Origin of the sequence: Halosimplex amylolyticum, from assembly GCF_051414035.1 — an archaeon.
Classification (GTDB): domain Archaea; phylum Halobacteriota; class Halobacteria; order Halobacteriales; family Haloarculaceae; genus Halosimplex; species Halosimplex amylolyticum.
Map to the genome: position 1 here is coordinate 215,450 of NZ_JBLKNW010000004.1, position 19,606 is coordinate 235,055.

At 70.9% G+C, this 19,606-nt stretch carries 17 protein-coding genes, 1 tRNA gene and 1 pseudogene; 7 read left to right on the forward strand and 12 right to left on the reverse strand.

What is annotated here, in order from left to right; translation table 11 throughout:
• Window positions 1-12: 12 nt before the first annotated feature.
• The 3 genes from ACMGFE_RS17830 to ACMGFE_RS17840 all read right to left on the reverse strand — a co-directional run bounded on the left by ACMGFE_RS17830 (window position 13) and on the right by ACMGFE_RS17840 (window position 3,260).
• The gene (locus ACMGFE_RS17830) at window positions 13-1,041 is read right to left on the reverse strand and encodes an LLM class flavin-dependent oxidoreductase (protein WP_436926584.1); all 1,029 of its coding nucleotides are present in this window, start codon (window positions 1,039-1,041) and stop codon (window positions 13-15) included.
• Window positions 1,042-1,106: 65 nt separating this feature from the next.
• Window positions 1,107-1,463, reverse strand: a complete 357-nt coding sequence (locus ACMGFE_RS17835) for a DUF192 domain-containing protein (protein ID WP_436926585.1) — start codon at window positions 1,461-1,463, stop codon at window positions 1,107-1,109.
• Between the two features lie 72 nt (window positions 1,464-1,535).
• Window positions 1,536-3,260 carry a methyl-accepting chemotaxis protein gene (locus ACMGFE_RS17840; RefSeq protein ID WP_436926586.1) on the reverse strand — a complete coding sequence of 575 codons (1,725 nt, stop codon included), beginning with the start codon at window positions 3,258-3,260 and terminating at the stop codon, window positions 1,536-1,538.
• Window positions 3,261-3,559: 299 nt separating this feature from the next.
• Here ACMGFE_RS17840 and ACMGFE_RS17845 point away from each other — a divergent pair.
• A pseudogene (locus ACMGFE_RS17845) lies at window positions 3,560-4,246 on the forward strand (DUF7097 family protein).
• 32 nt (window positions 4,247-4,278) lie between these two features.
• A complete protein-coding gene (locus tag ACMGFE_RS17850; RefSeq protein ID WP_436926587.1) occupies window positions 4,279-4,749 on the forward strand; it encodes a VOC family protein in 471 nt (156 codons plus the stop codon).
• 34 nt (window positions 4,750-4,783) lie between these two features.
• On the opposite strand, the gene ACMGFE_RS17855 is transcribed toward ACMGFE_RS17850, so the two are convergent.
• Both ACMGFE_RS17855 and ACMGFE_RS17860 read right to left on the reverse strand, forming a co-directional pair.
• Window positions 4,784-5,845 carry a lysylphosphatidylglycerol synthase transmembrane domain-containing protein gene (locus tag ACMGFE_RS17855; protein WP_436926588.1) on the reverse strand — a complete coding sequence of 354 codons (1,062 nt, stop codon included), beginning with the start codon at window positions 5,843-5,845 and terminating at the stop codon, window positions 4,784-4,786.
• 58 nt (window positions 5,846-5,903) lie between these two features.
• Window positions 5,904-6,977 carry a lysylphosphatidylglycerol synthase transmembrane domain-containing protein gene (locus ACMGFE_RS17860; RefSeq protein WP_436926589.1) on the reverse strand — a complete coding sequence of 358 codons (1,074 nt, stop codon included), beginning with the start codon at window positions 6,975-6,977 and terminating at the stop codon, window positions 5,904-5,906.
• A 185-nt stretch (window positions 6,978-7,162) separates the two neighbouring features.
• Between ACMGFE_RS17860 and ACMGFE_RS17865 the strand changes: the two genes are divergently transcribed.
• From ACMGFE_RS17865 to ACMGFE_RS17875, 3 genes are all read left to right on the forward strand, one after another.
• Window positions 7,163-7,711, forward strand: a complete 549-nt coding sequence (locus ACMGFE_RS17865; protein ID WP_436926590.1) for a GMP synthase subunit A — start codon at window positions 7,163-7,165, stop codon at window positions 7,709-7,711.
• Between the two features lie 137 nt (window positions 7,712-7,848).
• Window positions 7,849-9,720, forward strand: a complete 1,872-nt coding sequence (locus ACMGFE_RS17870; RefSeq protein WP_436926591.1) for a DUF2070 family protein — start codon at window positions 7,849-7,851, stop codon at window positions 9,718-9,720.
• A gap of 86 nt (window positions 9,721-9,806) precedes the next feature.
• The gene (locus tag ACMGFE_RS17875; RefSeq protein ID WP_436926592.1) at window positions 9,807-10,331 is read left to right on the forward strand and encodes a hypothetical protein; all 525 of its coding nucleotides are present in this window, start codon (window positions 9,807-9,809) and stop codon (window positions 10,329-10,331) included.
• 277 nt (window positions 10,332-10,608) lie between these two features.
• On the opposite strand, the gene ACMGFE_RS17880 is transcribed toward ACMGFE_RS17875, so the two are convergent.
• A tRNA-Ser gene (locus ACMGFE_RS17880) sits at window positions 10,609-10,693 on the reverse strand.
• A gap of 168 nt (window positions 10,694-10,861) precedes the next feature.
• On the opposite strand from ACMGFE_RS17880, the gene ACMGFE_RS17885 reads away from it, so the two are divergent.
• The gene (locus ACMGFE_RS17885; protein ID WP_415380619.1) at window positions 10,862-11,809 is read left to right on the forward strand and encodes an AAA family ATPase; all 948 of its coding nucleotides are present in this window, start codon (window positions 10,862-10,864) and stop codon (window positions 11,807-11,809) included.
• A gap of 15 nt (window positions 11,810-11,824) precedes the next feature.
• Here ACMGFE_RS17885 and ACMGFE_RS17890 read toward each other — a convergent pair whose 3' ends face one another.
• Both ACMGFE_RS17890 and ACMGFE_RS17895 read right to left on the reverse strand, forming a co-directional pair.
• Window positions 11,825-12,181, reverse strand: a complete 357-nt coding sequence (locus tag ACMGFE_RS17890) for a DUF5789 family protein (protein ID WP_436926593.1) — start codon at window positions 12,179-12,181, stop codon at window positions 11,825-11,827.
• Between the two features lie 177 nt (window positions 12,182-12,358).
• Entirely contained in the window at window positions 12,359-12,658 is a 300-nt protein-coding gene (locus ACMGFE_RS17895; protein ID WP_436926594.1) for a hypothetical protein, read from the reverse strand.
• 116 nt (window positions 12,659-12,774) lie between these two features.
• Between ACMGFE_RS17895 and ACMGFE_RS17900 the strand changes: the two genes are divergently transcribed.
• Window positions 12,775-14,091, forward strand: coding sequence for a BNR-4 repeat-containing protein (locus ACMGFE_RS17900; protein WP_436926595.1), 1,317 nt, complete (start codon window positions 12,775-12,777; stop codon window positions 14,089-14,091).
• 44 nt (window positions 14,092-14,135) lie between these two features.
• On the opposite strand, the gene ACMGFE_RS17905 is transcribed toward ACMGFE_RS17900, so the two are convergent.
• From ACMGFE_RS17905 to ACMGFE_RS17920, 4 genes are read right to left on the reverse strand one after another with little or no spacing between them, the layout of a single operon-like run.
• Window positions 14,136-14,627 (reverse strand): DUF7519 family protein, encoded by a 492-nt coding sequence (locus ACMGFE_RS17905; protein ID WP_436926596.1) that lies wholly within the window; start codon window positions 14,625-14,627, stop codon window positions 14,136-14,138.
• Window positions 14,624-16,750, reverse strand: coding sequence for a DUF58 domain-containing protein (locus ACMGFE_RS17910; protein ID WP_436926597.1), 2,127 nt, complete (start codon window positions 16,748-16,750; stop codon window positions 14,624-14,626). The genes ACMGFE_RS17905 and ACMGFE_RS17910 overlap by 4 nt, the downstream gene beginning before the upstream one ends.
• A complete protein-coding gene (locus ACMGFE_RS17915; protein ID WP_436926598.1) occupies window positions 16,747-17,790 on the reverse strand; it encodes a DUF4129 domain-containing protein in 1,044 nt (347 codons plus the stop codon). Before ACMGFE_RS17915 ends, ACMGFE_RS17910 begins: the two co-directional genes overlap by 4 nt.
• A 26-nt stretch (window positions 17,791-17,816) precedes the next feature.
• Complete coding sequence (locus tag ACMGFE_RS17920; protein WP_436926599.1) at window positions 17,817-19,487, reverse strand: hydantoinase B/oxoprolinase family protein; 1,671 nt, start codon at window positions 19,485-19,487, stop codon at window positions 17,817-17,819.
• Window positions 19,488-19,606: the final 119 nt, after the last annotated feature.

A 19,606-nucleotide genomic window follows, 5' to 3' on the forward strand; every position in this document is an offset into this window, starting at 1 on the left:
TGAGAGAGCCAGTCAACGGGCCGTCAGCCCGACGCCCTCGGCCAGGAGTTCGTGCGAACGGAGCGCGTCCTCGTGGTCGGCGACGACGTGCTGGATCATCACCTCGTCGACGCCGACGCGGTCGGCCAGCTGGGTCAGCAGGCCGTCGAGTGTCTCGGGACTCCCCGAGATCGCTCGCGGCCACTCGTCGGCGTCGAGCGTCGCCGGGGTCGGATCGGGGACCGCACCGAGTTCGTCGATGGCTTCCTCGACCGAGGGCGTGGTCCCGATCTCACCCCGCTCCATCCGCTTGTACGACGCCTCGGCCGACGCTCGAAGCCGCGCGGCGTCCTCGTCGGTCTCGGCGCCGACCGCGTTCACCGCGACCATCCCCTCCGGTTCGTCGATCCCGCCGGACAGCTCGGAGGGCTCGAAGCGCTCGCGGTACTCCTCGAAGGCCGGTTTCGCGAAGTGCGGCCGGATGAACGCCGCGAAGCAAAAGCGCAGGCCGAGTTCGCCCGCGATGGCCGCGCTGGAGGCGCTCGACCCGAGCACCCACGGCACCGGCGGCGCCTCGCCGGAGCGGGCGATCTCCAGGTCGCCGTACGGGTGCTCGTCCGGGTAGTCGTCGTAGAGGTGGGTCGCGACGGCCTCGATCTTCTCGGTGTGGTCCTCGTCGGGGTTCTGGACGCGCCGTTTCGTCCCGAGGGCGCGGTCGGCGGCCGGCGACCCGTTGGCCCGGCCCAGTCCGGCGTCGACGCGCCCCGGCGCGAGGGCGTCGAGCGCGCCGAACGCCTCCGCGACCTTGAACGGGCTGTAGTGGTTGAGCAGCACCGCTCCCGAACCGAGGCGGATCGAGTCGGTCTCGGCGGCGAGATGGCCGAGCAACACCTCTGGCGTCGTCCCAGCGATGGTGCTCGCCATACCGTGGTGTTCGGCCACCCAGAACCGGTCGAATCCGAGCCGTTCGGCCTGCTGTGCGGCCTCGACGGTGTTCGCGTAGGCGTCGGTCGCGGTACCGTCGTCCGGGACCGGAGAGAGGTCGACGACAGAGAGGTCCATATTCCGGATCGTGGACTACGAGGGATAAACTGCCGGAAAGCGACGCGCTCGGTAGCCCCGTTCGCTCACCCGTCGTCTTCGAGCACGACCCTGTCGCCCGGTTCGACGCCGTCGGCGGCGCCGCCCGGGAGTTCGACGAAGCGGTCTGCCTTCGCGACGCCGGCGCCGCGCCACGGCGCGAGCGTCTTCACCTGCACCACCTCGTCGTCGAGCAACCAGATCACGTCCAGCGGCGTCCGGACGAACAGCATGTGCACGTCGCGGTAGCTCGTCCGCTCGAAGTCGAACACGAGCGCGTAGCCGTCGGGGAGCGAGGACTTCCCCATCAGTCCCTTGACCTTCGCGAACAGCGAGTCGGCGGTCTCGACGTCCGTGGCCAGTACCCGGGCGTCGCCGTCGGCCGACTCGTGGACGAGGCGCATGTCTCCTCCCTTGCGGGAACGAGGGAAAACCGTTCCGCCGAGCGGCGGTCGGTCGCCGGGTGCGACGGTCCGTCAGTCGTCGGTCACGGCTGCCGATGATTCGAGTTCGGCCGTGCCGTCGAGCGTCGCGAAGCCGCTGTCGGCCGTCGCATCGGGCAGTCGGAACCGGTCGAGGGCCGCGCGGAGGTCGTCGGCGCGGTCGGCGACCGACCGCACGTCCGCGGAGACGGTCGAGACCGAAGCGGTCTGTTCCTCCGCGGCGGCGGCCACCGACTCCGCCTCGTCGCGAGACTGCTCGCTGATAGCGGCCACGTCGTCGATCCGGTCGACCACGTCCTGGGTCGTCTCGGCCCCTTCGTCGGTCGCGTCGCTGATCTCCTGGACGCTCTCGTTGACGTCGCCCACGACGGCGACGATGTCCTCGAAGTCGGCGAGCGCGCCGTCGATGGTATCGACGCTGTCGCCCACCTGGTCGCGCATCACCCGGACCTCCGAGGCGGTGGCCGCCGAATCGTCCTGGAGGGACGCCACGAGGTCACCGACCTCCTCGGCGGCGTCGCGAGTCTCCTCGGCCAGCGACTTCACCTCGTCGGCGACGACAGCGAACCCGTCGCCCGCGCCGTCGGCCCGCGCGGCCTCGATCGACGCGTTGAGGGCCAGCATGTTCGTCTGTTCCGCGATCTCGTCGATGAACGAGACGATCTCGTCGATCTCGCCGATACGGTCGGCGAGCCCGTCGACGGCCGCGGCGGTGCGCTCGATCCGTTCTTCCAGGTCGTCGAGCGCGTCGATCGCCTCCGCGGCGGCGTCGCGTCCGGAACGGCCCCGTTCGGCGGCCGTCGCCGCAGTTCCCGCGGCTTCGTCCGCAGCGGCGGCGATCTGCTCGACCGTCGCGGAGAGGCCGTTCATCTCCTCCGCGACCGACTGGAACTGCTCGGTCTGGCGGGTCGCGCCGTCGGAGATCTCCTGCACGGAGTCCGCGACTTCGTCGCTCGCCCGGTCGAGTTCGTCGACGCTCGCGGCCACGTCACCGCTCGCCTCGGAGACGTCGCCCGCGAACCCGCGCACGTCGCCGAGCGCGGCGCCGAGCGTCTCGACCAGGCGGTTGAAGTTCTCGCATATCTCCCGGTACTGGGCGTCCGCGCTCGGGAAGTCGTCGGCGTCGAGCGTCGCCGTGAGGTCGCCGTCGGCGGCGCGGTCGGCAGCGTCCGCGAAGGCCACGACCAGTTCCTCGAGGCGGTCCGAGCGGCGTTCGAGATCGGTCGTCATCGTCTCCAGTTCGTCGGTGTACTCGTGGAGACTGGCGGCCATCCGGGAGAGCGAGTCGCCGAACGCGCCGGGCACCTGCTCGTCGAGGACCGCGGCTTCGAACTCCTGGGCGGCGAGCGCGTCGGCCTGCGCGGCGACGAGCGCGATGTGAGACTGCATCTCGGCGAACGACCGGGTCAGGCTCCCGACTTCGTTCCGGTCGTCGGTGGCGGCGACCGACACGTCGACCTCGCCGCCGGCGATCCGGTCGGCGGCCGCTTCGAGTCGCTGAATCGGCACGACGACCGCCTCGCGCGTGATCCAGACGGTGTTACCGAGCGCGAGCGCCGCGCCGCCGAACAGGATCGCCACCATGGCGACCCGGGTCGTCCCGGAGGTGACGAACGGCAAGACCGCCTGCCCGACCGATATCAGAAACTGGATCCCGGCCGCGGCGAGGACCGTGCGTTCGACCGACCTGTCGACACCGATCGATTCCATCGACCGCCGTATCAACGACTTGTACGCTTCTGCGGGGTGGACAGACATGTTCGGTTGAACGATTACGTTTCGGATAAACCCCCGAATGGAGTTTCAGATTCTGAGAAAAACGTGGTTGACGAGAGACAGTTCGGCGCCGCCGGCGGGTCGGGTCGGGGTAACCGACCCCGTCGGCGCAGCACAGCGGCGGTGTCCGTCCGTCGCGGTCCGGCAGGCCGCCGCGGAGCCCCTCCGGAAGGTCGAGTCGCGTGCGACGGGCGCGCAGATCCACGAGGGGAAGCTGTGAGACAAGTGGATCCGCACCGCGGAACCCACCATTCAAATCGATCGAGCGCGACCGACCGGGCATGGAGAAGACGCCCTCGGGGACGTCGGTGGGGGTCGAGGACCCCTACGCCCACGTCGACCGGTGCGACCACTGCACCGACGACGGTCGCTGCCGCTTCGCCGTCGAGCAGGGCGACCGCGACCCCGAGTTCGCGAACGCCCGCAGTCGCGAGGAGTTCCGCTGTCCGGTCGTCGGCGACCTCGACGAGGAAGGGCTCACTGGCCCCTGGGAGTGGGCCGACTGTCCGCACTTCCGCGCTCGCAACCGCGACCGGGAGTGCGAGCGTTGCGGCCTCGAAGAGCACCGGATGGCCCACGACGACGAGCGCCCGCTCCTGGAGGAACACCACCTGTCGTATCGCTCCGGGTCCCGGGAAGGTGAGGGCGAGGCGCGGAGCGCCTCGGAAACGCGAGCGGGGAGTGAGAACGACCCGCGAGCGGGCGATCCGAGCCACGAGATCACCGTCTTCCTCTGCCGGTGGTGCCACGCGAAGGTCCACAAGTCGTAGGCGAGCGTCGACGACGACGTGAACCCCGATTCCGAGGCCATCGCCGAGCGCGAGGGGCGGCGCTCGCGAGAGCAGGCCGAACTCGGCTTTCAGTCGGCGGCAGAGCGGTTCGACGGGGACGACGAGGGCGACGGCGAACGCGACGGTCACGCCAGCGGGAGCGACGGTTTCGACGCGAGCGACGGCTTCGACACGTAGACTTTTGCTCGCAAGGATCGAACTGACGGGGTATGACCGACGAGAGCGCCACCGACGGGACGGAGCCGACACATCCCCACGCGGTCGGCCACGTCCACCTGAAAGTGCGGGACCTGGAGCGCGCGCTGGCGTTCTATCGGGACGTTCTGGGCCTCGACGTGACCGAGCGGGAGGGGCGCTACGTGTTCCTCTCGTGGGGCGAGCGCCACCACGACGTGGCGCTCCAAGAGGTCGGCGGGGGCGCCGACGGGCCCGGCCTCGGCGTGGGCCTCTACCACGTCGCCTTCGAGGTGGCGGCGCCGAGCGCGCTCGCGAGCGTCTACGAACGCCTGCGCGAGCGCGAGGTGCAGGTCAGCCCCGTCGACCACGGCATCAGCAAGGCGCTGTACTTCTCAGACCCCGACGGCAACGGGATCGAGGTGTACCTCGACACCCGCGAGTCGCGCGGGGAGACCGCGTGGCAGGGGCGCAACGAGCGGTTCGACCCGACCGACCTGGCGTGAAGGGGTCGACTGGGTAGCTACTGCGCCACGCCGGTCAGACGGTTTCGTCCTCTTCGCCCGGGAGCAGCGGCGCGTCGCGGACCCCCAGCGAGAGCGACGCCGCCGCGATCCCTCCGACGAGGACGATGAACCAGTAGTTCGACAGCCGGAAGAGGAAGACCGCGGCGGTCGCCGTCGGGAGGTCGACGAGGGCCATCGCCGCCACGACGGCGGCCAGCGCCACCTCGAACCCCCCGAGCCCGCCCGGCAGCGGGACGACGTTCAACAGCGTCACGACCGGGATGGCGAAGACGACCAGCATGAATGGGACGTGCGACTGGATGGCGAGGAAGCTCGTGTACAGCGGGAGCAGGAAGAAGATCCAGCCGGTGACGGACAGCGCGACGGCGGCGGCGATGCCGCGCCGGTCGCCCGCCAACTGCCCGACGACCGCGGTGTACCGCTCCAGGGCTTCCCGGACGCGCGCAGGCGCCAGCGCCGCCCGGGCTCGACCGGAGAGTCGCCCGACGGTCCGCCGCAGGCCGCCGGCCGCCGCCAGCGCCCCGCGTTCGAGGACGGGGCGCCGGTAGACGGCCAGCAGCGTCAGCCCCAGGATGCCGACCGAGATGACGACCATCGTCACCAGCACGGATCGGAGGAGCGCACCGGTCGGGCCCCGGCGCGTGAGGATCAGGACCGCCAGACCGACCACGGCGAGGATGAGCGACGCGAGGACGTTCAGGAAGGCGAAGACGGTCGCCGCGGCCAGCGCGGAGTCGTGGGGGGCGTCGGTCTCCGCGCTGACCGTGTACGACAGCAGGACCGGGCCGCCGCTCTGTCCCATCGGGATCACCTGCTTCAGGAACTCGCCGCTCAGATACGCCGCCCGATAGCGCAGGCCGCCGACGGCGTGGCCGGTGCTCCCGATCAGTCGTCGTACCGCTTCGCTCCAGCACCCGAGGGCGACGAGGACCGACAGGAACCCCACGGAGAGGACGAGCGGCTTCGCCGTCGCCAGTTCCGAGAACACCGCCTCCGGTCCGACCGCCAGCAGGAACCCTCCGACGGCCAGCAGCGCCAGCGCGAATCCGACGACCAGTCGGAGACGACGTGACATACTCGTGAACAGAGAACCGCACCGGGTAAAAATCGTCCGGCGGCGACCCGATCGGGCGCTACTCCCGCTCGACGGTCCCCTCGTCGGTCGGAGCGAGCGGGGTCGGCGGGTCGGCGAGCCGCACGGAGACCGACGCCGACGCGATCGCTCCGAGGAGGACGACGAACCAGTAGTTCGACAGCCGATAGAGGAAGACGCCGGCCGTCGCCACCGGGAGATCGAGGCCGACGAGCGCGACGAGGACGCCCGCCAGCGCCACCTCGAACCCCCCGAGCCCGCCCGGCAGCGGGACGATGTTGACCAGGCTCAACACGGGGACGACGAGGGCGACGAGCGCGTAGGGGACCGGCTCGCCGATGGCGAGGAAGCTCGTGTACATCGGCAGGAGGAACAGGGCCCAGCCCACCAGCGAGAAGGTGGTCGCGCGCCACACCTGCTCGCGGTCGCCGAGGGCGCGATCGAACGCGGCGTAGTACGTCTCGAAGGTGGCCCCCACGCTGTCGGCCGCGAGCGCCGCGTGTGCCCGCGCGGAGAGCCGACCGGCGGTCGCTCGACCCGCGGCCGCCAACCGGAGAACGAGGCGCTCGAGGAGCGCGCGGTGGGAGTGGACGAGGACCGCGACCGAGAGGAGGAACGCCACCGCGATCGCGAGCCCGATCACCAGCGCGGCGAAGACGGGGCCGTCGGTGGCCCGTCCCGTCGCGAAGAGCACGCCCAGCCCGCAGGCCGCGAGGATGACCGAGGCACCGATGTTGACGAACTCGACGACCGTCGCCGCGGCGAGCGCTTCCTCGTAGGGGGCGTCGGTCTCGCGGCTGACCGCGTAGGAGACGAAGACCGGCCCCCCGGAGTGGCCCATCGGGACGATCTGCTTGAGGAACTCGCCGCTCATGAACGCCGCCCGGTAGCGGGGCCCGCGCACGTCCTGTCCGACGCTCACCAGCAGGCGCCGCAGGGCCTCGCTCCAGCAGTAGAAGGCGCCGACGACGGCGAGAAAGCCGGCGCCGAGCGGTACCGGGTCGGCCCGCGAGAACTCGCGGAAGACGCTCGCCGGCCCGACGAACCAGAGGAACCCGCCCACGGCCAGCAACGCCAGCGCGAACCCGAGGACGACGCGGAAGACTCGTCGCATCTACCGGCGGGACGCGGGCGAATCGGATAAACGCGCTGGCATCGAACGACGCGCTGGCGTTCCTGCACCCGCGATTCGGCGGCCGCCCGGTCGATCGATCCGGCCCGCTCGGGTCGCCCTCCGCTTTCCGCCCGCGTCCGTCCGTTCCGGACTCCTTTTATCGCCCGGCGAGTTACGGGGCGGTAATGACCCGTATCGACGTCGTCGACAACCACGGCCAGTTCACGCACCTGGAGCAGCGCGCGCTCCGGGACATGGGCGTGGACGTGGAACTCGTCGACAACGAGACGCCCCCCGAGGAGATCGAGGCCGACGGTCTCGTCCTCTCGGGCGGCCCCTCGATCGACCGCATCGGCAACTGCCCCGACTACCTCGACCTCGACGTGCCCGTCCTGGGCATCTGTCTGGGTCACCAGATCATCGCCCGGGAACTCGGCGGCGAGGTGGGCGAGGGCGACTACGGCGGCTACGCCGACGTGACCGTCGACGTGCTCGACGACGCGGACCCGCTGATCGGCTCGCTCGCCCCCCAGACCCGCGTCTGGGCGAGCCACGCAGACGAGGTCAAGCGCGTCCCCGACGGCTTCGAGCGCACGGCCGAGAGCGACGTCTGCAGCGTCGAAGCGATGAGCGACACCGACCGCGACCTGTACGGCGTCCAGTGGCACCCCGAGGTCGCCCACACCGAACGCGGCGAAGAGGTCTTCGAGAACTTCCTGGCCATCTGCGAGTGAGCGCCCGAGCGGGGCCGATCTGATTCTTCCCTCGACGGAGAAACGACACTTGAGCGTCCGATGCCGCCGCTGACGGACGTCTGACGGAACTCCAACGTTTAAAGTGACCGTGCGGTGATTGCAGTATAACGATAGACATGACGACCAACCAGGGCAATCTCGCGAACCTTTCCCGGTTCGTCTTCCGGGCGCCGAGCTGGTACTCCAGCGTCGGGTTCGCCCTGCTCATCGCGGCGGTCATCGGCGTCGCCGCGTTCGACTCCAGGTACGTCTTCGAGGACGCCTGGGAGGGGCTGTTCTACATCGGCCTGCCGACCGTCGCGGCGAGCGTGTTCACACCGTACGTCGACCGCAAGCTCGGGGGGCAGCTCACGCGTAACCAGGCCTCCCTGCTGGCGCTCGCCTGCGAGCTCGTCACGATCGCGGTTCTGACGGTCGCGGCCGTCGTCGTCGTGCTCACGCCGCTGAGCCAGGCGTTCGTCGTCGACGCGCTGCTGGTCGCGCTGGCCTCGATCTTCGCCCTGCGGCTGTTCGTCATCATGGCCGTCTCGCGCCAGCGACTCGTCGTCGCCTCGGCCGCCGCGAGCATCCAGACCGTCTCCGCCGCGCTCTTGCTCTTCGTCTACAGCGGCGCGATGCGCTACCTGGAGTGGGGCGGCCCGGTCGCCCGCGCGTTCCTCTTCCGGGCCGACGAGGCGCCCGAACGGATCGCCCAGATGCAATACGTCGACCCCGGGAAGTTCGCCATCCTCGCCGCGCTGTGCCTGATCTACGCGGTCGCGGTCTGGCTATTTTTGACGGTCATCGACCAGCCCTGGCAGCGCAGCCTCGGCGTGAGCGTCCTCGACTTCGTGCGCGGGTTCATCGGCCACGTCGCCGAAGGCAGCCACGAACTGGAGGCGTTCTTCGAGGATATCGGCGAGGACGCGCTCGTCCCCGTGAGCGTCCTCTCGTTTCGCCGCCCCGAGGGCGGGGAGAAGGGGCGGTTCGTCCTCCCGATGCTCCACCCCGGCCCGATGGGCGAGATCGGCGGCGGCAACCTCCCGCGGCGCATCGCCGAGCAGGCCGACGGCCTCGCCTTCCCGCCCCACGCCACCGCTGGCCACGACTTCAACCTCGTCACCGAACGCGAGGTCGACACCGTCATCGACGCCGCCGAGACCGCCTACCAGCGCATCGAGTACGACGCCACCGCCACGAAGTCCGTCCGCGTCACGGAGGGCGAGGCGACCCTGACCGGCCAGGCCTTCGGCGACAGCGCCTTCCTGGCCTCGACCTTCTCCCCGCAGTTCGCCGACGACGTCGAGTACGCCGTCGGTCTCTCGGCCGTTTCGGAGGCCCGCACCGGCGACCTGACGGACGTGATGCTCGCCGACGCCCACAACTGCAACAACGGTCTCGAGGGCGAGGACCTGGGCCACGTCGTCCCCGGGAGCAAGCGCTCGTTCGACATGATCCACGGTGCCAGCGAGGTCGGCCAGCGGCTCGCGGCAGCCAGCGCCGGGCCGCTGGAACTCGGCGTCGCCTGGGACGAGACGCCGTGGGACCCCGAGGAGGGCATCGGCCCGCTGGGCATCCGCGTCGCCGTGTTCCAGGTGGACGGCCAGCACACCGCCTACGTCTTCGTCGACGGCAACAACATGGTCCCGGGGCTGCGCGAGCGGATCGTCTCCCGGATCGACGCGGTCGACCGACTGGAGGTGCTCACCACCGACACGCACGTGGTCAACACGATGGAGGCCGAGAACCAGGTCGGCGACGCCGTCCCCGAGGCCGACCTGGTCGCGCTCATCGCCGACCTCGTCGACCGGGCGAAGGCGGACCTGGAACCCGTCGAGGCGGGCATGGAGACCGAGACCGCGGAGGTGACCGTCTTCGGGAACGACCGCACCGAGATGCTCGCCTCGACCGCCAACGCCGCCGTCTCCATGGGCGCGCCCCTCGCCGGCGCCATCATCACCGCCGCGCTCGCCGTCTCCGCGCTCATCTTCCTCGTCGCCAGCATCTGAGGGGTGGACTGCCCGCCGACCAGACCACCCGCGATCGCTTTCCGACACCGAAACGCCGAACAGGGAGTCAGCCGTAGTCGGTCGCCGTGAGTCGCTCGCTGACCGACGTGGCCCCGGCGCTGCTGGTCCCCGCCGCGTGGACGCTCGCGCTCGCGGCCCGCGTTGACGTCGTCGGTCGCCGACCCCTCCTCGTCGCGCTCGCCGTCATGACGGTCCTGCTCGGCGCCTTCGCCGTCGCCACCCGCGACGCGATGACGGGGCCGGTGCTCGGCCTCTGGCGCTGGGTGCTCGTCCTCGGGTTCGTGATCACGCTCGTCGCCGCCGTGGACCTCGCCGTCACCCCCGCGGTCGACCCGACGCTGGCGGTCGCGTTCTACGGGTGGATGGTCCTCCCGGCGCTGGCGTTCGTCGCGACCGCCCAGTCCGTCGAGAAACCCTTCAGTACCGTCTACCTCGCCGCGACCATCTGCTCGCTCGCCGGCGCCGGCACCCACGCGCTCGCCGGGTCCGCCGTCGAGGCGGCCGTCGGCATCGCCGTCGTCGGCCTCGGCCAGACCGCCGGCATCGTCGCCGCCGTCGCCCAGAACGCCGACGCCGGCGACGAGGACTGATCCGGCCTCCGTCTCACTCGGTGTGGCCGCCCGCGCCGTGACTCGTTTCCTTCGGCCTCGCGTGGCGCCCGCGTTCACCGCTCGATCGACGTGCATCGCGGTCGCTCGCCGTCGCGTGTCGTGGAAAACGCCGAGGGAGATTTGAACTACGCCGAGACGGTCGTGCTCACGCCGTTCGCGCGCTGGGACTTCCAGGGTTCGAATCTCACGTGGCCTTCCCGCTCACCGAGGCGAGCGACACGCAACGCGGTCGCTCGCCGGTGTGGTTCGCGGAGAACGCCGAGGGAGAGATTTGAACTCTCGAGTCCTTGCGGAGACCTGCTCTCGAAGCAGGCGCCTTGGCCAGGCTAGGCTACCTCGGCTCGTATACCCGTACACGGAAGCCGACTTTATCGGTTACGGTTTGCGGGAGGGCGTGGGGGTGAGTGTCGGGGTCCCCGATCGTGACGAGGAACGCCGAGTCGCGACCGCGCGGCGCCGGTCGTCTCGGCAACCAAACACCTAAAGTGTCGGCAGACTCACCGGAATCCATGGACGTCACCGAAGCGAGCGCGGAGTGCGAGCGGGTCCTCGACGAGATCGGCTCGGCCGTCATCGCCGACCGCGAGTTCCTCGAAACCGTGTTGCTGGGCTTCGTCGGCCGCGGCCACGTCCTCATGGAGGACGTCCCCGGGACCGGCAAGACGCTCACCGCCCGCAGCATGGCGACCGCCCTCGGCCTCGACTTCTCCCGCGTACAGTTCACGCCCGACCTGCTGCCCGCCGACATCACCGGCACCCACGTCTTCAACGAGCGCGAGCGCGAGTTCGAGTTCAACGAAGGTCCCCTGTTCGCCAACGTCGTGCTCGCCGACGAGATCAACCGCGCGCCCCCGAAGACCCAGTCCGCCCTCCTCGAAGCGATGGAGGAAGAGCAGGTCACCGTCGACGGCGACACCTACGACCTGCCCTCGCCCTTCTTCGTCCTCGCAACGCAGAACCCCGTCGAGATGGAGGGGACCTTCGAGCTCCCGGAGGCACAGGTCGACCGCTTCCTCGTCAAGACCTCCATCGGCTACCCCGACGAGGGCGGCGAGGAGGAACTGCTCCACCGCCGCCTCGCGCGCGACGAGCAGAGCCCGTCGGTCTCGCCCGTCCTCGACCAGGACCTAGTCACGAGCCTGCGCGCGTCGCCCGAGACGGTCCGCGTCGACGACGACCTGGTCACCTACGTCGCGGCCATCGCCCGCGCGACGCGACAGGACCGGCGCGTCGCCGTCGGCGTCTCACCGCGCGGGACCCAGCGCCTGCTGGAAGCGACCCGCGCCCGGGCCGCGATGGTCGGCCGGGAGTACGTCACCCCCGACGACGTGAAGCGGGTCGCCCAGCCGGTGCTGGCCCACCGCGTCGTCCTCACGCCGGACGCGCGCGTCGACGAGGTCCAGAAGTCGACCGTCGTCGAGGCCGTCCTCGACGAAGTGCCCGTCCCGACCGTCTGATCTGTCCCGTCTCAGTCACTCGGAGCCGCGCTCTCGCTCCTGCGCTTCGTTGTCTTCCTGCATCTCCCCCTGGTCGATGTCGTCCTGATCCGACCCGCCGCGGTCGGAGTAGCGCTGGCGGCCGACCGACTCGGCGGGCATCATGTTGAGCATCCCCTGCCTGAGTTCCTCGTCGGACTCGTAGGTCTGGTCGCCCATCCCCTCGAAGAGGTCGCGGATCGCGATCGGGTCGGCGCTTGTGCGCTCGATCTCCTCGTCGCCGTAGCGCTCGACGAGTTCGTCGGCCGAAACCGGATACGAGAGGTCGTCGAACACCGACTCGATAGACCCGAACTCGACGCCCATCTCGTGGTCGCTCTCGTCTTCGCTCATGGCAATGCTGGGGTCGGCCGGTGCAACTTCCTTGACCTTGCATTTCCCGGGCAGCGGACGGCGGCTGAGCCGCCCGCTCGGCGCTCGTCGGCGAGGGCGGATCGACAGCCCGCGAGTTCGAGCACCCCGTAAGAGTCGGGTGGTGTCGGGTCGGTCGCGTCGGCGGCTCGCGGTCGGTTACGGTCCGGCCCCGGCGTCGTCGGGCGCGTCCCCCAGGAGTTCCTCGGCCTGTTCCCGGAGCGAGTCGGGGATCGCGTCGCTCTCGTGGAGGGTCTCTAGCGTCGCTTCGCACTGCGGGCGGCCGAGCTTGGTCATCGCGAGTTCGCGGTACTGGCTCGCGACGTCGTCCCGGCGAACGACCTCCGCGAGCATGTCACACTCGTTGGCGGCCTGGAGCCCGTCGATCGCCTGCTCCCGGGATTCCGACTCCCGGGCGTCGTCGAGCGCGATTTCGAGGTTTTCTTCGGGTGTACTCATCTGCCGACGATTCGCCAGCCAGGCGCAAAGGCGGTCGGCTTTCAGTAGCGCCCCAGCGGTCGCCGGGTTCGCGACCAAAACAGTGATGTCGGGCGACTGGGAATCCGGGACAACCGATGGCCCCGAGCCGACCGGATCTCACTGGCGGATGGTGCTGGTTCCAGGAACCGAGAGTCGTCGCGACGCCGACTGACACGTTCGTCGGCTGGACCGAGTACGACGAGCAGGGAACGATAGGCGTCGCGCGGTTCGACCACGACGACATGACCTTCGCGGTCAACCGCGAGGTCGGTACCACGCCCGCGCTGGCGCCCGACGACCACAACTCCCCGGCGGTGTACGTCCGACGCGACGGGCGGATCGTCCTGTACTACACGGCGCACAACCGACCCGACGGCAACCGCTATCGCGTCTCCGACGAACCCTATCGCATCGACAGCTTCGGCGAGGAGCGGTCGGTCCCCGACCACAACCAGTCGACGTACCCGATGCCGTTCCGGCTCGCCGACCCGGAAGAGCTGTTCTACTTCTACCGGGACGCGCCCGACGACGGGAGCCCGAGCACGTTCTACTTCTATCGCTCGTCCGACGACGGCGAGACGTGGTCCGAGCGCGAGCGACTGTTCCAGATCGAGGGCGACGACTACTCCGGGTACATCAAGGTCGCCCGGAGCGACGAGCGGCTGGACATCTGTTACTCCCGGCACCCGCGACCGGCCCCGCTGGGCAAGTGCGACGTGCGCCACTTCTACTACGACGCCGCCGCCGACCAGTTCAGGGACAGCCAAGGCAACCCGATCGAGACGCCGATCCGCGAGGAGGAGATGACGAAGCTGTTCGACGCGGAGGACCGGGGCGAGCGCGGCTGGATCTGGGACGTGATGACCGACGGCGAGGAACCCGCCATCGTCTTCTCGTCGTTCACCGACGGCGACGAGGCCGACCAGCGCTTCTACTACGCCAAGTACGTCGACGCGTCGTGGCGGGTCAGCGAGGTCGTCGAGACCGACCACGTCTACGCGACGAACACCGACACCGCGGTGAACGAACAGGAGTACGCGCCGGGCATCTCCCTCGGGCACGTTCAGGGCGACGACGTGCTGTACCTCTCGCGGGGACCGAAGTCGAGGGAAGACAAGCAGCAGGGTCTCGACGTCGAGCGGTGGCGCGTCGGCGACGACCACGAGACGTTCGAGCGCGAGCGCGTGGTCGAGCGGGGGACCGAGAGCAACCAGTTCCGGCCGGTCGCGCCGCGGTCCGTCGGCACCGACGAGCACGACTCCCCGATCCGCGCCGTGTGGATGTGCGGCCAGTCCCGCGCGCCGTACAACTACCACGACGACGAGGAGACGCTCCAGCTGAAGGCGGAAATCGAGACGGAGAGCGGTCTGGAGACGGTGCGGATGGACGAGTGGGCGACGTACGAGGGGTAGCTCGCGGGGCCGGAAGGCGGATTTTTCACGGCCGGCGGTCGCCGTTACGGCTCCAGCGCGTAGAGCAACAGCGCGCTCCCGACCAGCAGGAAGACGAGGACGCTCGTGGGGAGCGAGGCCGAGGCGAACAGGTAGACGGCGAGCGCGAGCGTGCCCGCCGCGAGCGTCGTGACCATAGCGCCGCCCATGTGGACGAGCACCGAGCGACGGACCGGGGCGTCGCGGCCGAGGTGGCCGGCGAGGCCGACGACGTGCTGGGCGGTCGTCCACGTCACGAGCGTCGCGGCGGTGACCAGCAGCAGGACGGCCGGCGGCGCGCCCTGGGCGCCGGCGTACAGCAGCGCGCCGAAGATGAGGCCGCTCCCGAGCGTGACGCCCCGTCGCGAGGCGCGGTCGGTCGCGACGCCGACGATCGCGAGGCCCGCGAGCGCCGCTGCGGCGGCGACGAAGTTGACCGTCAGCCCGAGCACCGCGACGACGCCCGGGGCGACGGCCAGCCAGACCGAGTCCCGTGCCGGCCGGCGGACGACGCTCACGCCGACCACCTCCGATGGGCGGCGTCGAGCGCGGTTTCGAGCGGCCGGTCGGTGTCCCAGTCGACGACGCGCACGCCCGAGCGACGAAGGCGGGAGACGCGCATCGCGCGCTCGACGGCGGCGAGGCGCTGGCCCGTCGTCGCGCGGTCGGTCACGTCCGGGCTGATCACGGTGACGGGGAACCCGCGGGCGTGGAGCTGGCGGGCGATGGCGACGGCGCCGTCGTCACACAGCGGCGAGCAGAGGAGGAGTTGCGCGTCGCTCGGGAGCTCGCGGCGGAGCCTGCGCTCCTCGATCTCGCCGTGGAAGTCGCCGCTGGGCGGTCGGCCGTCGAAGGCCGCGTGCGTCTCCAGCAGTCGACGGGCGCGGGCGCCCTGGCCGGCGCCGCCGCGGGGTTCGAGCCAGCACCACTCCGGGGAGAGCGCGGCCAGCCCCACCGAGTCGCCGGCGCCGATCAGCGACGAGACGACCACGTCGGCGGCGGCGACGGAGTGCTCGACGGCGGAGCGGGCGTCGACGCGCGGGGCGGCGTAGGCCTGCTTCCGGGCGTCGACGAGGAGGACGACCGTCGCTGCGTGCTCCTCGCGGAAGAGGAGGGTGGCGAACTCGCCGGTGGCGGCGACGCGGTTCCAGTCGATCCGGCTCATCGGGTCGCCGCGCTGGTACTCCCGGACGGAGTGGAGTTCGACGCCGCTCCCGCCCGTGTCGGTGACGACGCGGCCGACCCGCCGGGCGGTGTGGGGGTGGACCGGGATCGATTCGTCGGCGGCGAGTTCGAGATCCGTCGCGAGGACGGCGCCGGACTCCGCGGCGACGTGGCGCTCGCGTTCGAGCGCGCCGCTGAAGTCGCGGACGACGACGTGGACGGGGTCGAAGGCGTGCTCGCCGCGGACCGCCTCCACGGTGTACGAAAAGGAGACCGTCTCGTCCGGCCGGAGTGCGGTCGCGAAGCGCGGGGAGCCGTCGACGACGCGGATCGCCGGCGGGACCCCGTCGACGAGCCGGAGGTCGGGCACGAGCGAGTCGCCGGTGTTGGTGACGCTGACGCTGACCGTCACCTCGTCGCCGGGCGCGGGGTCGTCGGGGACGAGGTTGCGCTCGACGGACAGCGAGACCGGGGGCGGCGAGGAGAGGTAGACGTAGCCGGCGGCACCGACGACGACGGCGGTGGCGACGACGAGCCCCGGCGGGACGTTCGCGTGGCTCGCCCAGAGGCCGACGCCGATGGTGAGCAGTCCGAGTCCCGCCAGGCCCGTCCAGCGGTCGGTGCGCCGGTCGACCTGGCGACGCGTCGGCGTGACCGTCCGGTGGATCGCCGGGCGGTCGCGCTCGGTGTCGTCGCGACCCGCGTCGTCGTCCGGGACGTTGCCGTCCGGGGCGTCGCCCCGGTCACCGTCGGTCGTCCCCGCGGTCAGGTCAGCGGCGGAGAGGCCCGGTGCGAGTTCGGTGAGTTCGGCGATCACGCGGTCGGCGTGGGCGGCGAGTTTCGACCCGCGGCCGACGAGCGTGCGGACCTGGTCGCTGGTCGACGAGACGCGTGACTCGCCGGTCAGGAATCGGGCGGCGACGGCGTCGTCGGTCCAGGTGCCGTCGTCGACGCGCTCGCGGGCCTCGCGCTCGGGGATCCGCTCGGCCTGGGCGTAGATGGAGATGGCGGCGTCGCGAAGCCGCTCGACGACGGTCTGACGAGCGGAGAGGCGCCGCCCGCCCATCCCGTGGACGGCGTCGTGGAGCAGCGTGTCGAACTCGGTCCCGGGGACGAACACCGACTGACGGTACTCCACGTCGGCGGTCTCCGCGGTGGACACCGCGGCGAACGCGCGGCGCACCAGGACGAACGCGCCGAGCGCGAGCGTCAACCCGGCGACGAAGGTCACGAGCGTCGCGTCGAAGGGGAGTTCGGGAACGGCGTCGGCGCCGACGACTGCCCCGAGTCCGAGGACCACCGCGACCAGGCCGAGCGCCGTTCGGATCGGGTGGTCCCGGATCGACGGCGCCTGCAGGTCGATGTCGCCGGAGACGGCCGCGTCGACGGCGTCCATCGCCGCGCTCGTCGCGTCGCCACGCTGGAGTCGCTGGTCCGTGACGCTCCCCGGATCCGGGTCGACGTCGTCGGGACTCACGCGTCGTCACCCCCATCGTCGTTCTCGTCAGCCGTCTGCACGCTTCCGTCGGGCGAGTCCGACCCCGCATCGCTCGCGTCGGGCGATTCAGCGGCGGCGGAGCCGGTGGCGGCCGCCTGGACGGGGTCGCTCGCCGCCGTCGCGTCGACGCCGTCGTAGTCGGCCTCGATGGCGCGGAGCGTCTCGGCCGCCTGGCGCTCGTGGGCCTCGGTGACGGGTTCGTGGCCGTAGCGGACGCGCTCGAAGAGGTCCGTCAGGTCGTCGACGCGGGCCTCGTCCATGCCGGCGGCGACGGCGGTGTCGGCGAACTCGCCGGGCGTGCTCGTCGCCGGGTCGGGAACCTGCAGGGCGGTCGTCATCTCCTCCCAGGCCGCGTAGACGGCGTTCGACGCGTCGCCCTCGTGGTCGTCGATGCGGTCGGCCGCCCGGCCCGCCGCCTCGGCGACGGCCGGCGAATCATCCGGGTCGGACTCCGCGGCCGGTTCGGGGTCGACCGACGCGTCGACGCCGGCGCTGGCGTAGTAGACCAGCCCGACCGCCATCGCCAGCGCGAGACCGATGATCCCGAACGTGAACACCGAGGGCATCTCCCGGTTCTGTTCCTGAGAGGACTCGTCGGCGCTCCCTAGCTCGCCCCCGCCCTGGAGCCCCTCCGAGACGTTCTCGACGGGGGACTGGACGGGCTGGAGGGCGTCCATGCCGGAGACGAAGTAGATGACGGCGAACAGGACGACGAAGAAACCGATACCGAGGAGCGCGCCGAGCAGGCGCGACCGCCCGAGGACGAGCACCCCCGGTATCGCGAGGACGACGAACGCCGCGATCAGGAGCTCGACCCAGTCGCCGTTCAACCCCAGCGGTTCGCCGCCCGTCTGGTTGGAGTCGACGGGCGGGCTCTGCGGCTGGTCGCTCGACCCCGGCCCGGACCCCTCGCCCGGCCCGCGCTCGATACCGCCCGTGGCCGCGAGCGTGGAGGCCGCGAGGGCGAGCGCGACCACGCAGAGGACCACCACCACCGCCGCCAGCGCTCTGTCTGCCATGAACTGAACGGTCAGTCAGCGCGAACTTAATCGTTGCCGTCGTCCGATTTCCCGCGGCCGTCGACCGCGTCGTCGCTGGCCGCGGACGACCGGGACGCCGCGGGTTCGCCGTGGCCGCCGCCGCCCGGCGTCTCGACGGTGACGGTCGTCCCGGCGTCGACCTCCCGTGTCACCTTGGACGGGACGCGCTCGCCGTCGATCCGGTTGATCCCGACCGCACCGTCTTCGCCGCCAGCGATCCCGCGCGGTGCGTGCCGACGCCGTTCGGTCAGCAGGGAGACCGTCGCTCCGAACTCGACGCGGATGGAGCGGACGAGGCCGTCGCCGCCGCGGTGTCGTCCGTCGCCCCCGCTGTCGCCGCGGAGCGCGTACCGCTCGACGCGGAGCGGGTAGGCGGCTTCGAGCGCCTCGACGGGCGTGTTGAGCGTGTTCGTCATCCCGACCTGGACACCCGAGAGGCCGTCGCCGTCGGGGTTCGCGCCCGCGCCGCCGCCGACCGTCTCGTAGTACGCGAAGTCGGCGTCGCCGACGACGACGTTGTTCATCGTCCCCTGCCCGCCCGCCGGCACCCGCCCGGGCGCCGCGTCGGCCAGCGCCGCGAAGACGACGTCCGTGACGCGCTGGCTCGTCTCGACGTTCCCGCCCACGACTGCGGCCGGCGGGTCGGGATTCAGGAGCGAGCCCTCGGGCGCGGTGACGCTGACCGGCTCGTAACAGCCGTGATTCGGCGGTATCTCCGGGTCCGTTATACACCTGATCACGAAGTATACGGCGCTCTTGGCGACCGTGAGCGGGGCGTTGACGTTGCCGGCGACCTGATCCGCGGTGCCCGAGAAGTCCACCTCCACGGTGGCGCCGTCGACGGTGACGGCGACTTCGATCGGGATATCCTCGTCGGTGACCCCGTCGCCCTCCATGGCGTCGCTGGCGCGGTAGGTGCCGTCCGGGAGGTCTCGGAGTTCCGCCGCGACGCGCTCGCGGGAGTAGTCGACGACCGCGTCGAAGGCGGCGAGCAGACGGTCGCCGTGGTCGGCGAGGAGGTCGGCGATCCGCGCTTCTGCTCGCTCGTTCGCGGCGATCTGTGCACGGAGGTCGGCCCGTCGTTCGTCCGGGTTCCGGACGTTCGCCAGGACCAGCGACTCGACGCCGTCGTCGATCTCGCCGCCGTCGACGAGTTTCGTCGGTGGGATGCGAAGCCCCTCCTGCTGGATGTCGCGGGCGCCGGCGGGCATGCTCCCCGGCGCCATCCCGCCCACGTCGGCGTGGTGGGCGCGCGAGACGGCGTAGCCGAGGACGGTGTCTTCGGCGGAATCGGGATCGACGTGATCGCCGTCAGCGTGGGTCGCGTCTGTGTCGGTTCCCGGTGCGATCGGCGAGACCAGCGTGACGTCCGGCAGGTGCGTCCCGCCGGCGAACGGGTCGTTGAGGACGAACACGTCGCCGGGTTCCGGGTCGTGGTCGAGGACTGCATCGACGGCCTCGGGCATCGCCCCGAGGTGGACCGGGATGTGCTCCGCCTGCGCGACCATTCGTCCGTCGGCGTCGAACAGCGCCGTCGAGCAGTCGCGGCGCTCCGTGATGTTCGGGGAATACGCGCCCCTGATGAGGACCTGCCCCATCTCCTCGGCGACGCTCTCCAGTTGGTTTCTGAGGATCTCCAGTTCGACCGGATCGAGATCGTGGTTCTGGGCGCTCATGTGTCGGTGAACTCGGATCTGGTTGTGTTCGAGTCGAGGTTGGTGTCGAGCAGGGCAACAGCGACGGCAACGAGAGGTGAAAGCCCCCGACTGCTGCGGTCCCGGGGCTCGCTGCGCTC

Coding starts and splice junctions, on each gene's coding strand:
- ACMGFE_RS17870 (WP_436926591.1), top strand. CDS start 7,849: ATGACGACCAACCAGGGCAATCTCGCGAACCTTTCCCGGTTCGTCTTC.
- ACMGFE_RS17915 (WP_436926598.1), bottom strand. CDS start 17,790: ATGGCAGACAGAGCGCTGGCGGCGGTGGTGGTGGTCCTCTGCGTGGTC.
- ACMGFE_RS17860 (WP_436926589.1), bottom strand. CDS start 6,977: ATGCGACGAGTCTTCCGCGTCGTCCTCGGGTTCGCGCTGGCGTTGCTG.
- ACMGFE_RS17865 (WP_436926590.1), top strand. CDS start 7,163: ATGACCCGTATCGACGTCGTCGACAACCACGGCCAGTTCACGCACCTG.
- ACMGFE_RS17895 (WP_436926594.1), bottom strand. CDS start 12,658: ATGAGTACACCCGAAGAAAACCTCGAAATCGCGCTCGACGACGCCCGG.
- ACMGFE_RS17840 (WP_436926586.1), bottom strand. CDS start 3,260: ATGTCTGTCCACCCCGCAGAAGCGTACAAGTCGTTGATACGGCGGTCG.
- ACMGFE_RS17830 (WP_436926584.1), bottom strand. CDS start 1,041: ATGGACCTCTCTGTCGTCGACCTCTCTCCGGTCCCGGACGACGGTACC.
- ACMGFE_RS17920 (WP_436926599.1), bottom strand. CDS start 19,487: ATGAGCGCCCAGAACCACGATCTCGATCCGGTCGAACTGGAGATCCTC.
- ACMGFE_RS17850 (WP_436926587.1), top strand. CDS start 4,279: ATGACCGACGAGAGCGCCACCGACGGGACGGAGCCGACACATCCCCAC.
- ACMGFE_RS17855 (WP_436926588.1), bottom strand. CDS start 5,845: ATGTCACGTCGTCTCCGACTGGTCGTCGGATTCGCGCTGGCGCTGCTG.
- ACMGFE_RS17890 (WP_436926593.1), bottom strand. CDS start 12,181: ATGAGCGAAGACGAGAGCGACCACGAGATGGGCGTCGAGTTCGGGTCT.
- ACMGFE_RS17900 (WP_436926595.1), top strand. CDS start 12,775: ATGGCCCCGAGCCGACCGGATCTCACTGGCGGATGGTGCTGGTTCCAG.
- ACMGFE_RS17885 (WP_415380619.1), top strand. CDS start 10,862: ATGGACGTCACCGAAGCGAGCGCGGAGTGCGAGCGGGTCCTCGACGAG.
- ACMGFE_RS17835 (WP_436926585.1), bottom strand. CDS start 1,463: ATGCGCCTCGTCCACGAGTCGGCCGACGGCGACGCCCGGGTACTGGCC.